The sequence below is a fragment of the Streptomyces sp. NBC_00829 genome, from assembly GCF_045161795.1.
Classification (GTDB): Bacteria; Actinomycetota; Actinomycetes; order Streptomycetales; family Streptomycetaceae; genus Streptomyces.
Genome location: NZ_CP108867.1, coordinates 4,401,789 through 4,416,183, shown reverse-complemented (window position 1 = coordinate 4,416,183; position 14,395 = coordinate 4,401,789). Strand labels below are relative to the sequence as shown.

At 70.3% G+C, this 14,395-nt stretch carries 14 protein-coding genes and 1 riboswitch; of the genes, 6 read left to right on the top strand and 8 right to left on the bottom strand.

Translation table 11 applies throughout. The features are described 5' to 3' along the window. Positions 1–136: 136 nt before the first annotated feature. The 3 genes from OG293_RS19450 to thrC all read right to left on the bottom strand — a co-directional run bounded on the left by OG293_RS19450 (position 137) and on the right by thrC (position 2,344). On the bottom strand, positions 137–340 hold the full coding sequence (locus tag OG293_RS19450) for a cold-shock protein (protein ID WP_005315736.1): 204 nt from the start codon (positions 338–340) through the stop codon (positions 137–139). A 411-nt stretch (positions 341–751) separates the two neighbouring features. Further along, entirely contained in the window at positions 752–1,027 is a 276-nt protein-coding gene (locus tag OG293_RS19445) for a MoaD/ThiS family protein (protein ID WP_406000043.1), read from the bottom strand. 33 nt (positions 1,028–1,060) lie between these two features. Continuing rightward, entirely contained in the window at positions 1,061–2,344 is a 1,284-nt protein-coding gene (thrC, locus tag OG293_RS19440) for a threonine synthase (RefSeq protein WP_406000042.1), read from the bottom strand. 17 nt (positions 2,345–2,361) lie between these two features. Next, positions 2,362–2,489, bottom strand: a riboswitch (SAM riboswitch). A 133-nt stretch (positions 2,490–2,622) separates the two neighbouring features. On the opposite strand from thrC, the gene OG293_RS19435 reads away from it, so the two are divergent. The 3 genes from OG293_RS19435 to OG293_RS19425 are packed head-to-tail and all read left to right on the top strand — an operon-like array spanning position 2,623 to position 5,266. After that, positions 2,623–3,561: a glucosyl-3-phosphoglycerate synthase gene (locus OG293_RS19435; RefSeq protein ID WP_406003641.1), complete on the top strand. Its 939-nt coding sequence runs from the start codon at positions 2,623–2,625 to the stop codon at positions 3,559–3,561. Positions 3,562–3,599: 38 nt separating this feature from the next. Beyond that, entirely contained in the window at positions 3,600–3,812 is a 213-nt protein-coding gene (locus OG293_RS19430) for a hypothetical protein (protein WP_406000041.1), read from the top strand. A 53-nt stretch (positions 3,813–3,865) separates the two neighbouring features. Further along, positions 3,866–5,266: a trehalose-6-phosphate synthase gene (locus OG293_RS19425; protein WP_406000040.1), complete on the top strand. Its 1,401-nt coding sequence runs from the start codon at positions 3,866–3,868 to the stop codon at positions 5,264–5,266. Here the strand turns inward: OG293_RS19425 and otsB are convergent. From otsB to OG293_RS19410, 3 genes are all read right to left on the bottom strand, one after another. Further along, positions 5,240–6,088 carry a trehalose-phosphatase gene (otsB, locus tag OG293_RS19420; RefSeq protein WP_406000039.1) on the bottom strand — a complete coding sequence of 283 codons (849 nt, stop codon included), beginning with the start codon at positions 6,086–6,088 and terminating at the stop codon, positions 5,240–5,242. The genes OG293_RS19425 and otsB overlap by 27 nt on opposite strands. A 9-nt stretch (positions 6,089–6,097) precedes the next feature. Then, positions 6,098–6,334, bottom strand: a complete 237-nt coding sequence (locus tag OG293_RS19415) for a DUF3263 domain-containing protein (protein ID WP_406000038.1) — start codon at positions 6,332–6,334, stop codon at positions 6,098–6,100. A gap of 68 nt (positions 6,335–6,402) precedes the next feature. Beyond that, positions 6,403–7,674: an ABC transporter substrate-binding protein gene (locus tag OG293_RS19410; protein ID WP_406000037.1), complete on the bottom strand. Its 1,272-nt coding sequence runs from the start codon at positions 7,672–7,674 to the stop codon at positions 6,403–6,405. A gap of 529 nt (positions 7,675–8,203) precedes the next feature. Between OG293_RS19410 and OG293_RS19405 the strand changes: the two genes are divergently transcribed. From OG293_RS19405 to OG293_RS19395, 3 genes are all read left to right on the top strand, one after another. Then, entirely contained in the window at positions 8,204–9,139 is a 936-nt protein-coding gene (locus OG293_RS19405) for an ROK family protein (RefSeq protein ID WP_406000036.1), read from the top strand. Continuing rightward, a complete protein-coding gene (nagA, locus tag OG293_RS19400; protein ID WP_406000035.1) occupies positions 9,139–10,293 on the top strand; it encodes an N-acetylglucosamine-6-phosphate deacetylase in 1,155 nt (384 codons plus the stop codon). The genes OG293_RS19405 and nagA overlap by 1 nt, the downstream gene beginning before the upstream one ends. Positions 10,294–10,504: 211 nt before the next feature. After that, positions 10,505–11,431, top strand: a complete 927-nt coding sequence (locus tag OG293_RS19395; protein WP_406000034.1) for a 1-phosphofructokinase family hexose kinase — start codon at positions 10,505–10,507, stop codon at positions 11,429–11,431. Between the two features lie 171 nt (positions 11,432–11,602). Here the strand turns inward: OG293_RS19395 and OG293_RS19390 are convergent, their stop codons facing one another. Together OG293_RS19390 and cdgB are read right to left on the bottom strand one after the other, a co-directional pair. Beyond that, a complete protein-coding gene (locus OG293_RS19390; protein ID WP_406000033.1) occupies positions 11,603–12,568 on the bottom strand; it encodes a carbohydrate-binding protein in 966 nt (321 codons plus the stop codon). Positions 12,569–12,656: 88 nt separating this feature from the next. After that, complete coding sequence (gene cdgB / locus OG293_RS19385; RefSeq protein ID WP_406000032.1) at positions 12,657–14,297, bottom strand: diguanylate cyclase CdgB; 1,641 nt, start codon at positions 14,295–14,297, stop codon at positions 12,657–12,659. Positions 14,298–14,395 lie beyond the last annotated feature (98 nt).

Sequence of the window (14,395 nt, the reverse complement as noted above, 5' to 3'; positions counted from 1 at the left end):
CGGACAGGGGCCGCAGCCGGAGTACGGGAGCGCCGGACAGGGCGGCGGACGCACGAAGGGTCCGCATCCCCCTAGGATGCGGACCCTTCGGCTTGAGTGTGTCGCGTGAGTGCGTCGGTGGCCGATCGCGCCGAGATCAGACGGCGAGCTTGACCATGTCCGCCTGCGGCCCCTTCTGGCCCTGCGAGATCTCGAATTCGACCCGCTGACCCTCCTCAAGGGTGCGGTACCCGTCCATCTGGATCGCGCTGTAGTGGACGAAAACATCCGCACCACCGTCGACCGCGATGAAGCCGTACCCCTTCTCCGCGTTGAACCACTTGACGGTGCCCTGAGCCATGCCTAACTCCCCTATTACTGGCCCTTGCACAGGACCGCACTTCGCGGACCCGGGTCAGACCTCACCCTCCCGACAGGAGGAGAGTGTGCGCCGGAACGCGTCGACCGCGGCTGAATGTATCTGCCCAACTGCCCTCTGCAACAGGTCAATCGGACGAGAATTCCGGGCACGCGCAAACGGAGAATTAACCCGAATTCAAAATATTCCGGGGCAAGTCGGGCCCGACAAACGGCACTTAAGAGGCGATTCGATCGAACACATTGGCTGCTTCTTGATGGCGCGGGGCGCATTCTCATATGCGCTCGGCACAAGCAGCGGAGGGGGCTTCCCCAACTGTACCGCGCTCAACCATACAGAATTGCCCCCTCCGCTTCTCTTGCGGAGGGGGCAATTCTGATAACACCGCGTAGCTCAGCCGCCCGCGACGGCGGGGATGATCGACACGCCTGCGCCGTCCGGGGTCGCCGTCGCCAGCCCCTGCTCGAATCGGACGTCGTCGTCATTGACGTACACGTTCACGAAGCGGCGCAGCTTGCCCTGGTCGTCCAGGACGCGCGCGGCGATGCCGGTGTGGTTCTTCTCCAGGTCGGCGATCACCTCGGAGAGCGTCGCGCCCTCCGCCGGGACCTGGGCCTGCCCGCCCGTGTACGTGCGGAGGATGGTGGGGATGCGGACGTTGACGCTCATGGTGCGTGCCTTCCTTGAGTCTCGGATCTCGGGTCAGCCTGCCAGGCCGGCGTCGCGGAACGCGTCCAGGCTCGGGCGGATCGTCGCGCTCGGGCCGGTCGTCGGCGCCACCGCGTCGAGCGTCTTGAGGCCGTCACCCGTGTTGAGGACGACGGTGGTGAGCGCCGGGTCGAGCACACCCTCTTCGATCAGCTTCTTCGTCACGCCGACGGTCACACCGCCCGCGGTCTCGGCGAAGATGCCCTCCGTACGGGCGAGCAGCTTGATCGCGTCCACGATCTGCTCGTCGTTGACGTCCTCGACCGCACCGCCGGTGCGGCGGGCGATGTCGAGCACATACGGACCGTCGGCCGGGTTGCCGATCGCCAGCGACTTGGCGATGGTGTCCGGCTTCTGCGGGCGCACCACGTCGTGCCCGGCCTTGAAGGCCGCCGACACCGGGGAGCAGCCCTCGGCCTGGGCGCCGAAGATCTTGTACGGCTTGTCCTCGACCAGGCCGAGCCTGATCAGCTCCTGCAGACCCTTGTCGATCTTCGTGAGCTGCGAGCCCGAGGCGATTGGGATGACGATCTGGTCGGGCAGCCGCCAGCCGAGCTGCTCGCAGATCTCGTACGCCAGCGTCTTGGAGCCCTCGCCGTAGTACGGGCGGAGGTTGACGTTGACGAAGCCCCAGCCCTCGCCGAGCGGGTCGCCGATGAGCTCGGAGCAGAAGCGGTTGACGTCGTCGTAGTTGCCCTCGATGCCGACGAGCTCGCCCCCGTACACCGCGGCCATGACGACCTTGCCCTGCTCCAGGTCGTGCGGGATGAACACACAGGAGCGGAAGCCGGCCCGCGCGGCGGCGGCGCCGACCGCGCCCGCGAGATTGCCGGTGGACGAGCAGGACAGGGTGGTGAAGCCGAAGGCGCGCGCGGCCTCGACGGCGATGGCGACGACGCGGTCCTTGAAGGAGTGCGTCGGGTTGCCGGAGTCGTCCTTGATGTACAGGCCGCCGGTGACGCCGAGCTCACGGGCGAGGTTGTCGGCCTGCACGAGCTTGGTGAAGCCGGGGTTGATGTTCGGCTTCTCGGCCACGTCGGCGGGGACGGGCAGCAGCGGGGCGTACCGCCAGATGTTGTTCGGACCCGCTTCGATCCGCTTCTTCAGCGCCTCGGGGTCGCCGCTCGGCAGGTCGTACGCGACTTCGAGCGGCCCGAAACACAAGGCGCAGGCGAAGATCGGGCCGAGGTCGAAACGCTCTCCGCACTCGCGGCACGAGAGCGCCGCGGCGGGACCGAGGTTCACGGGAGTGGTGCTTGCGACAGTCTGCACAGCCATGGTGGCGAGGCCCTTTCTCCTCATCTTCCCCGTGACGCATTTCGCCACGAGACGGAATTGGCACCTTCCCCACCGTGACCTCGCGGTCGGCGGGAGGGTTGCCGGGGCTTCAACGGGCCGTTCCCTCTGCCCCTCTGGATGAGCGGTATTCGATTGTCGGCGTGATGACCCCGGCATGCGACGGTCATCCGCGTTGTTCAAGACTGTAACCGAAGGCGGGAACGGTTGAGATAGTCGTCCGAACCGCGAGATGGATCACGAGCCAGGGAGTAATGAGCGTGCTGGAAGAGGTGGAGCGCTGGCTGACCAGGCGTTCCTGGTCGGCAGCCGACCGCTCGCTCGGCCGGCTGGTGGCCGCGAAGCGCGGTACGACCGTCAGTGTCGTCCTGCCCGCGCTCGACGAGGAGTCGACCGTCGGCGACATCGTCACCGTGATCCGGCGCGAGCTGATGGAGACCGTCCAGCTCGTCGACGAGCTGGTCGTCGTCGACTCGGGCTCCCGCGACCGCACGGCCGAGGTGGCCGCCGCGGCCGGCGCGCGGGTGGTGCACCGGGACGCGATCCTGCCACGGATTCCGGCCGTCCACGGCAAGGGCGAGGTCCTGTGGCGGTCACTCCTGGTGACGAGCGGCGACGTCGTCTGCTTCGTCGACGCGGACCTCAGGGACTTCTCCGCGGACTTCGTCTCCGGGATCGTGGGCCCGCTGCTGACCGACCCCGAGGTGCAGTTCGTCAAGGCGATGTACGACCGGCCCCTGGGTGACACGCCGGGTCAGGGCGGCCGGGTGACCGAGCTGGTGGCCCGCCCGCTGCTCAATCTGCACTGGCCGCAGCTGGCCGGGTTCGTCCAGCCGCTGGGCGGGGAGTACGCGGCGCGGCGCTCGCTCCTGGAGCGGCTCCCCTTCCCCGTCGGGTACGGGGTGGAGCTGGGTCTGCTCGTCGACACGCTGCACACGGTGGGCCTGGACGCGCTGGCACAGGTGGACGTCGGGACGCGCAAGCACCGCCATCAGGACGGGCAGGCACTGGGCCGGATGGCCGCGGCGATCTACCGTACGGCCCAACTCCGGCTCTCCAGGGGGCATTTGGTGCGTCCGGCGCTCACGCAGTTCGAGCGGGGCGAGCAGGGGTTCGTACCGCGGACCCATCCGGTGGACACGGAGGAGCGTCCGCCGATGCGCGAGATCGGTGAGTATGCGGCGCGTCACGCCGCATAAACATGATGATCCCGGCATTTTGCCTACATTCCCTCTGTATGAACTGGGGAAGATTTCTTGGTGTCCTGACGGTCCTCGCCACCATGGTCACGGGCCCGCTCACACAGGAGCGGGCGATGGCCGCCGCCGCCCCCGCGCAGCAGCCCGGCCATGGAGCCGAGCTCCTGTGGCTGCTGGGCGGCCTGGCCTTCAGCCTGACCGCGGCCGGAGTGGTCGCGATTGCGGCCGTGCGCAGTCGCCGGGACCATTGACCTCATGCCGTACTCACGTTTGAACGATTTGAGGACGGGCTAGGTACCGGCACATGGTCTCCGAGCAGCCCGCCGCCGAAGTACTGGTCGCGTCCAACCGCGGTCCGGTCTCGTACACACATCACCAGGACGGGACGCTCGACGCCCGCCGCGGCGGGGGCGGGGTCGTCTCAGGACTCTCCGCCATCGGCTCCGGCGCGCGGTCGCTGTGGGTGTGCGCCGCGCTGAGCGACGGCGACCGCGAGGCCGTGCGGCGCGGGGTCGGCGAGCCGGGGGTGCGGATGCTCGACATCGACCCCGACGTGTTCGCCGAGGCGTACAACGGCATCGCGAACTCGGTGCTGTGGTTCGTCCACCACATGCTCTACCAGACCCCGCTGGAGCCGGTCTTCGACGCGGAGTTCCGCCGGCAGTGGGCGTCGTACGAGGCGTACAACCGCGCCTTCGCGGACGCGCTCGCCGAGGAGGCCGCACCCGGCGCCGATGTGCTGGTGCAGGACTACCACCTGGCGCTGGTGCCCCGCATGCTCCGCGCCCACCGCCCCGACCTGCGCATCGGCCACTTCTCGCACACCCCGTGGGCCCCCGCCGAGTACTTCCGGATGCTGCCCGACGACATCGCCGCCCAGCTCCTCGGCGGAATCCTCGGCGGCGACCGGGCCGCGTTCCTCACCCGGCGCTGGGCGGACACCTTCACCGACTGCTGCCACGCCGTGCTGGGCCCGGGTATCCCCTCCGGCACCCGGATCGGGGTGCACGGGCTCGGCGCCGACGCGGACTTCCTGCGGGAGCGGTCGCACCGGCCGGACGTGGAGGAGCGGATGGCCGTACTCCGGGAGCAGATCGGCCCCGGCCGGAAGTCGATCGTCCGCGTGGACCGCACCGAGCTGTCCAAGAACATCGTGCGCGGGCTGCTCGCCTACCGGCATCTGCTGGAAACCCGTCCCGAGTGGCGCGAGCGAGTCGTCCATGTCGCCTTCGCCTACCCCTCCCGGCAGGACCTGGCCGTCTACCGCGACTACACCGCGGAGGTCCAGCGGGTCGCCGACGAGATCAACTCCACCTACGGCACCGAGGGTTGGAGCCCGGTCGTCCTCCATGTGAAGGACGACTTCGCGCGCTCGCTCGCCGCGTACCGGCTCGCGGACGTCGCCCTCGTCAACCCGATCCGGGACGGCATGAACCTCGTCGCCAAGGAGATCCCGGTCGTCTCGGACAACGGCTGCGCCCTGGTGCTGTCGCGTGAGGCGGGCGCCTGCGAGGAACTGGGCGAGGACGCGCTGACGGTCAATCCGTACGACGTGACGGGCACGGCCGACGCCCTGCACGAGGCGCTCGGCATGGACGACGACGAACGCGCCCGGCGCACCAAGCGGCTGGCCTCTGCGGCGACCGCGCTGCCGCCGCAGCAGTGGTTCCTCGACCAGCTACAGGCGCTGCGCGAGGGCCGCTAGGAACTCCACGACCGCCGCGGGACCGGGAACCAGCAGGTCGGCGCGGTCCGCCAGTTCGGGGACCTCCGCGCTGCCGCTGCAGACCAGCAGCCCGGGGACCCCGTCCGAGCGCAGCTTCTCGACGACCGCGAAGGCGGGCAGGTCACCCAGGTCGTCCCCCGCGTACAGGACGGCTTCGGCCTCCACCTCGCCGACGTACCGCGCGAGCGCCACGCCCTTGTCCATGCCCGGCGGGCGCAGCTCCAGGACCATACGGCCCGGCTCCACGATCAGCGAGTGGCGGGCGGCGAGCTCGGCCAGTGGACCCCGCAGCGCCTCGAAAGCGGCCTGGGGGTCCGAGGCGCGGCGGGTGTGGACCGCGACCGCCTGGCCCTTCTCCTCGATCCAGGTGCCGTGCCAGGCGCCGAAGCGGTCCAGGACCCCCGGCAGTTCGGCGCGGACGGCCGCGACCCCGGGGTGCGGGGCCGGGGCGGTGACCGTGCCGCTGACGGCGTCCCAGCGCTCGGCGCCGTAGTGGCCGAGGACGACGAGATGGTCCAGGCCCGGCACTCCGGCGAAGCCGCCGTACCGGACCGCGACACCGGCGGGGCGGCCGGTGATCACGGCGACCGAGGCGACCCGCGGCGCGAGCGCGGCCAGCGCGGGAACCGCGCGGGGGTGGGCACGCGCCTGCTCGGGGTCGGGCACGATCTCGGCGAGGGTGCCGTCGAAGTCGAGGGCGACGACGGCCTTCCGCGGCCGGGCCAGGAGCGCGGCCAGACCGTCACGGCCCGCGGGGGTGGACGGCGTCGGCAAGGGATGCGCGTGCGGGAAGCTGCCCATGACCCGACCCTATCGGCGACTGCGCCGGGCGTCCCTGACACGGCGGAGCCGGTTGACCGTGACGGGGTCGTGCGCGAGGGCGCGCTCGTCGTCGAGCAGAGCGTTGAGCAGCTGGTAGTAGCGGACCGGGGAGATGCCGAGCTGCTCGCGGATGGCCCGCTCCTTGGCGCCGGGCCCTGGCCAGGAACGGTGCTCCATGGCCAGTACGGCACGGTCGCGCTCGGAGAGCGCCTGGTCGTCGGTCATACGATCCAACCTATCCGCGGACGGCACCCGATATCCCCGGACCGCCCTCGCCGCCCGGCGCTTCCGCGCTACTCGGCGCTTTCCGCGATGGTCGCCTGGCGGGCGATGCCTTCGAGGACCGCGGACGGGTTGCCGCCCGGCGCGACGGCCTTGCCGATGTTCTTCTTGATGCTGTCGCTGACGACAGCCCAGGACGTCTTGCCGACCGGCGGAAGAACCGAGGTCGGGAGCGCCTCCAGGAACTCCTTGAGGTCCTGGTGCTCCGGGTCCTTCACCATCGTCTCGGACGCGGAGATCGTCGACGGCAGCAGGTCGTTCTGGCCGGCGAAGTCGAGGACGTTCTTGTCGCTGAACACGAAGTCCAGGAACTTGCCGATCTCCACGCGGTGATGGTTCTGCTTGAAGCCCATGATCCAGTCGGCGACGCCCATCGTGGCCTTCGGCTTGCCGGTGGTGCCGGGCAGCGCGACCTTGCCGACGTCGATGTCGGCCTTCGCCGCCTCCTGCATCAGCGAGGGGTGGCCGTTGAGCATGCCGACCTCTCCGCGTGTGAAGGCGGCGAAGGCCTCCTTGCGGTTCAGCTTGGCGGGGGCGACCGGGCCGGTGAGTCCCTTCTCGACCAGGTTTTCCTTGATCCATCTGAAGGTGGCGATGTTCTGCTGGGAGTCGATGGAGTAGTTGCCGACCGGGTCGAGATATGCGTCGCCACCGCTGAGCAGCCACATCATCGTCTCGGCCTGGGCCTCCTCCGCCCCCAGCGGCAGGGCGAAGGGGTACTTGGCGTCGGTGCCGGCCTTCAGCTTCTCCGCGTCTTCCCTGAGGTCGTCCCAGGTCTTGGGGGTTCCCTTGATCCCGGCCTCTTTGAAGAGCTTCTTGTTGTAGAACAGCAGCCGGGTGGACGCGACGAAGGGCATTCCGTACTGCACCCGCTTCTGCTCGCCGGCGTCGACGAGCGGACGGAGGAAGTTGGACTGCACGGGTATGGAGAGCAACTGGTCGGCGGAGTACAGCTTGTCGGCCGCGGCGTAGTCGGCGTACGCGCCGATCTGGGCGACGTCCGGGGCCTTTCCGGCCTTGACCATCTCCCCGACCTTGCGGTCGACGTCGTTCCAGGACTCGATCTGGATGTCGACCTTGATACCGGGGTTGGCCTTCTCGAACGCCGCCCCGAGGTTCGCCCAGTACTTCTTGCTGCTCTGACCGCCCGACACGTCGTAGTCCGCCGCCACCAGTTTGAGCGTGACATCGCCGGAACCGCTGGACACACCACAGCCCGACAGGGCCACCGTCATGGCCAGTGCGGCGCTCGCCGCGGTCAGACCCAAGAAGCGCTGATGCACAGCTCTTTGCCACCCTCTTCTGTTGGTTGCCGGTTTCGTCCCGGTCGGTCCCCGTGACGTCCCGTGAGATAAGGAGCGATTTTCCACTATGTGGAGCCAGCTGGTCTACTCCAATGCGTATCACTTCGACAACGCCCGGCCCGCCCTGGGACTGCCGTTGCCCGGGTGGGCAGCCGCCCGCTGAGCACGGCCTTCGGCCCGTCCCGCTTCCCCGCCTCCCACCTCCCGCCCCACGACCTCACGGACCATCCGGTCAGTCCCGAAGCGGCCGGTACCGACCCCGAGTTACGCGTCCGTCGCGAGGGGCCTTGCCGCTTGTCCCGTACCGCAGCAGAGATCGCCACCCAGCCCGCCGGTGCGTGAGGCGCGGGTACGGGAGCGGAGCCCCGGGCAGGGCGCACCGCCAGGCCCCGCACCACACCGCAGGGCCCGTCACCCCAGCCCCGACCGCACCGCCATTTGTATGGGCGCGCAACAATCCGGCATAGTGGACTAGACCTTTCCCCCGTACACCCGCCAGAATGTGCACGTGAGACACGTCATCGCCCTCGATGTGGGCGGCACCGGCATGAAGGCCGCTCTCGTCGCGGCAGACGGCACCCTGCTCCACGAGGCCCGTCGCGCCACCGCGCGCGAACGCGGTCCCGATGCCGTGGTCGAGTCGATCATCGACTTCGCCGACGAGCTACGCGCGTACGGCGAAGCCCTGCTCGGTGTGAGTGCCGGAGCCGCCGGGGTCGCCGTTCCCGGGATCGTCGACGCCGAACGCGGCATCGCCGTCTACGCCGCCAACCTCGGCTGGCGCGACGTACCCCTCAGAGACCTCATCGCCGAACGCCTCGGCGTCCCCGTCGCCCTCGGCCACGACGTCCGCGCCGGCGGTCTCGCCGAGGGCCGGATCGGCGCCGGCCGGGGCGCCGACCGGTTCCTCTTCGTGCCGCTCGGCACCGGAATCGCCGGAGCCATCGGCATCGCCGGCCGGATCGAGGCCGGCGCCCACGGCTACGCGGGCGAGATCGGCCACATCGTCGTCCGTCCCGACGGCCCCGAGTGCGGCTGCGGCCAGCGCGGCTGTCTGGAGACTCTCGCCTCCGCCGCCGCCGTCACGCGCGCGTGGGCGCGGGCGAGCGGCGACCCGGACGCGGATGCGGCCGACTGCGCGAAGGCTGTCGAGTCGGGCGACCCGGCAGCCCGCACGGTCTGGGACGACGCCGTCGACGCCCTCTCCGCCGGCCTCGTCACCGCACTCACCCTGCTGGACCCGCGCACGCTCATCATCGGTGGCGGTCTCGCCGAGGCGGGGGAAACCTTGTTCACACCACTGCGGGCCGCGGTCAAGGAACGCGTCACGTTCCAGAAGCTGCCCACCATCGTCCCCGCGGCCCTCGGGGACACCGCCGGATGCCTGGGCGCGGGGCTGCTCGCCTGGGATCTGCTCACCACCGACTCGGAGGTATCCGTCTAATGGCCACAAGCGCCGCACGCGCCGAAAGCACCGTCCTCACCGGCGCCCGGGTGGTCCTGCCGACCGGAACCGTGGAGAACGGAAGGGTCATCGTCGAAGGCACCAGGATCGCCGGTGCCGCACCGGCGGACGCGCGCGTCCGCGATCTGTCCGGCCACTGGGTCGTCCCCGGCTTCGTCGACATCCACAACCACGGCGGCGGTGGGGCCTCCTTCACCTCCGGCGACACCGACGACGTCCTCAAGGGTGTCCGTACCCACCGCGAGCACGGCACGACCACGCTCGTCGCTTCCACCGTCACCGGCGAGATGGACTTTCTCGCGCACCGCGCAGGGTTCCTCTCCGAGCTCGTCGAGCAGGGCGACCTCGCCGGCATCCACTTCGAGGGCCCCTTCATCTCGCCCTGCCGCAAGGGCGCCCACAGCGAGGAGCTGCTGCGCGACCCCGACCCGGCCGAGGTCCGCAAGCTGATCGACGCGGCACGCGGTACGGCGAAGATGGTCACGCTCGCCACCGAACTCCCCGGTGGCATCGACTCCGTACGGCTCCTCGCCGAGCACGGCGTGATCGCCGCGATCGGCCACACGGACGCGACGTACGAGCAGACCGTGCTGGCCATCGACGCGGGCGCGACCGTGGCGACGCACCTCTTCAACGCGATGCCCGGCCTCGGCCACCGCGCGCCCGGCCCGATCGCCGCGCTGCTGGAGGACGAGCGGGTCACCGTCGAGCTGATCAACGACGGCACGCATCTGCACCCCGCCGCCCTCGAACTCGCCTTCCACCGTGCGGGCGCCGGCCGTGTCGCCTTCATCACCGACGCCATGGACGCGGCGGGCTTCGGCGACGGCCGGTACCAGCTCGGTCCGCTCGCCGTCGACGTCACCGACGGAGTGGCCCGGCTGGTGGAGGGCGATTCGATCGCCGGCTCGACGCTCACTCAGGACACCGCGTTCAGACGGGCGGTCACCGTCGACCGCCTTCCGGTCGGGGACGTCGTCCAGGCCATCTCGGCGAACCCGGCGAAGCTGCTCGGGATGTACGACCGGGTCGGCTCGCTGGAGCCGGGCAAGGACGCGGACCTGGTGGTGCTCGACGCGCAGTTCGCGCTCAAGGGCGTGATGCGCAAGGGCGAATGGGTGGTTGAGCCTTAGTCAGGGCCTCTCGTTCGGATCTTGCCGGGCCCGGTCCGCAAAGCCCTTGGGGCGGACGCCGATGCTGTGCCGACACTCTCCGACATGGGGCATTTCACCATAGATTCCACAAAGCGGGTTGGCCCGGGGGACTGGGCCAACCCGCCTTCCCTTTGGCATGATCAGGGCCCGTACGAACACGGCAGCGCGATCTCCCTGGGGGTGTGGTGAGGTGATCCTCACGGTCACGCTCAACGCCGCCCTGGACCTCACCTACACGGTCCCGGCGCTGACCCCGCACGCCAGTCACCGCGTCCGCGAGGTCCGTGAACGGCCGGGCGGCAAGGGACTCAACGTCGCCCGGGTGCTGTCCTCGCTGGGCCACGAGAGCGTCGTCACCGGCTTCGCGGGCGGACCCGTCGGAACCGTACTGCGCGCACTGCTGGCCCCGCTCGCCCCGCACGACGCGCTCGTCCCCATCGCCGGGACCACCCGCCGCACCCTCGCCGTCGTCGACGAGGCGGGCGGTGGCACCACACAGCTGAACGAACCCGGCCCGACCGTGACCCCCGACGAATGGGCCGCCTTCCTCGCCGCGTACGACTCGCTGCTGCGCGACGCCGAGGCCGTCGCCCTGTGCGGGAGCCTCCCGCCCGGCATACACGTGGGCGCCTACACCGAACTGGTCCGCCGGGCCCGCGGCGCCGGCGTCCCCGTGCTCCTCGACACCAGCGGCGAACCGCTGCGCCGCGGTATCGCAGCCCGCCCCGACCTGGTCAAACCCAACGCCGACGAACTTGCCGAGCTCACCGGCTCCCGTGAACCGCTGCGCGCGACCCTCGACGCCCGCCGCCGGGGCGCGCAGACGGTGATCGCCTCCCTCGGCCCGGACGGCATCCTCGCGGCGACCCCCGACGGCATCTGGCAGGCGGCCCCGCCGCAGCCGGTGAAGGGCAACCCGACGGGCGCGGGCGACTCGGCTGTGGCCGGACTGCTCTCCGGCCTGGTGGAGGGCCTGCCGTTGCAGGACAGGCTGGCACGGGCGGTGGCGCTGTCGGCGGCGACGGTCATGGCCCCGGCGGCGGGCGAGTTCGACGCGGCGGCGTACGAGGAGCTTCTGCCGCGCATCGCTGTGACCGAGCACCCGGGCACCCGGTGACCCGCGGTGGCCGTGACCGCGGCACGCGGGGGTTCCTGCGGCTCCTCTGAGCCGTCCGCCGTCCGCCGGTCGCCGGTCGCCGGTCGCGCACTGAAAAGGTGGGCCGTCGTCACGACGGCCCACCTCGTGGTCCCCGAGCGGCGCGGAACGCGGCATCCGCCCGTCCGTGGCTCAGCTCTTGGCGTGCCCCTTCGCCAGGGACACCTGGTCGAGATACGCCTCACACTGATCGCCCTGCTCGCAGGAGATCTTCAGGTCGTTCTTGCCCTTTTCGAGGTTGACGTAGGCATATGTGCGCGTCCACCCCTTCTCCCAGTCGCCCTCCGCGGCCTTCGCGAAGTTCGACATGTTGATCGAGCGGGGCGTTCCGCCGTTGATCGTCAGCGAGGTCTTGGCGTCCTTGCCCGGTACGCCGTACGTGATGAACAAGGTGTACTCACCGCCCTCGGGCACCTTGACCGACCAGCTGGCCGACCCGCCGACACCGTTGAACGAGACATACGCGCCGCCCGCGCCCTTGGCGCCCTTGATGTCCTTCGCGAGCGCGGCAGGCGCACCCAGCTGGAGCGTTGCCGCGTCCTGCTGCGGCAGCTCCGCCGGATCGTCGGAAGCCGACGGCTCCGGCTTCGGCTTCACCGACTGCCCGCCCTTCGTCCCGCCCGTGCCGCCCGGCTGGTCGCCCGCCTTGTCCTTCTCGCCGCCGTTCGACATCAGCGCCGCCGCGATGCCGATGACGACCACGGCCACCACCGCGATCGCGCCGATCAGCAGGCCCTTGGTGTTGGGGCCGCCACTGCGCCCGCCGCCATGACCGTCGCCGTTGCCTGGCGGTGGAACCGGCCGGGTGGGAGCGCCGCCGGGGTAGGTCTCGGGGGCCGCGTACTGCGCGGTCGGCTGCCCGTGCTGCTGGCCGTACGCCTGCTGCTGCGGGACCTGCTGGCCGTACTGACGCTCGCCGACCGTCCGCACCTGGTTGTACGACGTTCTGGGGACCCCCGGCTGCGCGGCGGGACCCGGGTAGCCGTATCCGCGGCTCTGGCCGGGGGGTGTGGCGCCCGCTGCCCGGCCGTCCTCGTACAGGTAGCCGAACGGATCGTCGTCCTCGGGCGTGCTCGCGCCGTTGTTCGCGGCCGTCATCCCTAGTCACTCCTCACCATGTCGTCAGCACGTCGCCGACGTGGGCGAGCCTACCCGCTTCGAAGTAACCCATTGGGTGGTGTTGACCTCAACCGGCCCTCCGGTGCACCTTCGCCCGGGACCGCTTCTCCACATACATCCGCTGGTCGGCCGATTGCAGCACCTCTTCGACCGACATCCCGCAGCTCGCCCAGCCGATGCCGAAGCTCGCCCCGACGCGGACCCCGCGCCCGCCGACCCGGATCGGCAGAATGATCGCGTTCCGCAGACGAACGGCCAGGTCGGCGGCGTCCGCCGCGCCCAGACCGTCGGCGAGCACGACGAACTCGTCACCGCCGAGCCGGGCGACCGTGTCCCCCTCGCGCACCCCGGTCGTGAGCCGGCGCGCGACCTCGACCAGCACGGCGTCACCGGTCTGGTGCCCGAACCGGTCGTTGATCGACTTGAAGCCGTCCAGATCACAGAAGAGGACCGCGAGACCCTTCGTGCCGTCGTCGATCTCACCGTCGGGCGCGATCGTGTGCACATGGTGGTCGTAGGCCACCTCGGTCGTCTCGAAGTCGAAGCCGTCGTTGCCGAAGATGCTCTCGCCCTCGTCGCCGTACGCCGCGTCCATCGCCTCGATGGCCGTTTCGCGCGCCGCGTTCGGCCGCTCGCACAGCCGGGCGCTGAGCCGGGCGCGCAGCTCCGCGCTGTTGGGCAGGCCCGTGAGCGCGTCATGGCTGGCCCGGTGCGCGAGCTGGAGCTCGTTGCGCTTGCGCTCCTCGATGTCCTCGACATGGGTGAGCAGGAAGCGGGGGCCGTCCGCGGTGTCCGCGACGACGGAGTTACGGAGCGAGACCCAGACGTAGGTCCCGTCACGGCGGCCGAGGCGCAGCTCGGCACGGCCTCCCTCGGCGGACGTACGCAGCAGCGTGCCGACGTCCTCGGGGTGGACGAGGTCCGCGAAGGAGTAGCGGCGCATCGCGGACGCGGGCCTGCCGAGCAGCCTGCACAGCGCGTCGTTGGTGCGCAGCAGCCGTCCGTGCTGGTCGCCGCCCATTTCCGCGATGGCCATACCGCTCGGCGCGTACTCGAAGGCCTGCCGGAACGACTCCTCGCTGGCGCGCAGGGCCTGCTGCTCCCGCTCCAGCCGGACCAGGGCCCGTTGCATATTTGCTCGAAGCCGAGCGTTACTGATCGCAATCGCAGCCTGGGATGCGTACATCTGGAGCGCTTCCTGGCCCCAGGGGCCAGGGCGACGTCCGTTGCGCGGGCGGTCGACGGAGATCACACCGAGGAGTTCACGGCCGCCGCCCGACGCGTACATGGGGGCGTAAAGACGGTCCTGCGGATGCCACTCGTCGTCGAAGCGGGGATCGGGGCCCTCCGTGTGCCACTGCGGGACGTCGTCCTCGATGAGCACCCAGCCCTCGGTGTGCGGGATGAACCTCAGCTCGCCCCAGGCCTCCCCCATGGACAGGCGGCGCTCCCAGGACGGGCGGGAGCCGACCCGGCCGGTGATCAGGGCTTCCGCGGCGGCACTGCCGGCGAACGCGGCGACGACGAGGTCACCGTCGGGGCGTACGAGATTGACGCAGGCCAGTTCGTAGCCGAGTCCCGCGACGATGCCGTCCGCCACGGTCTGCAGAGTGTCCGCCAGGCTCCGGGCCGTGTTGAGGTCCGCGACCACCTGATGCAGCTGCCGCAGGGTCGCAAGACGGACGTAGGGCTCCGACTCGGTCTCCATTGCTCGCTCTCCCCGAGACCTCGACAGCAAACTCCAGGGTTCTCATCGGCGTTCTTGTTGCGGTATCACGGCCACTGAATCACAGCGAGCTGTCCACT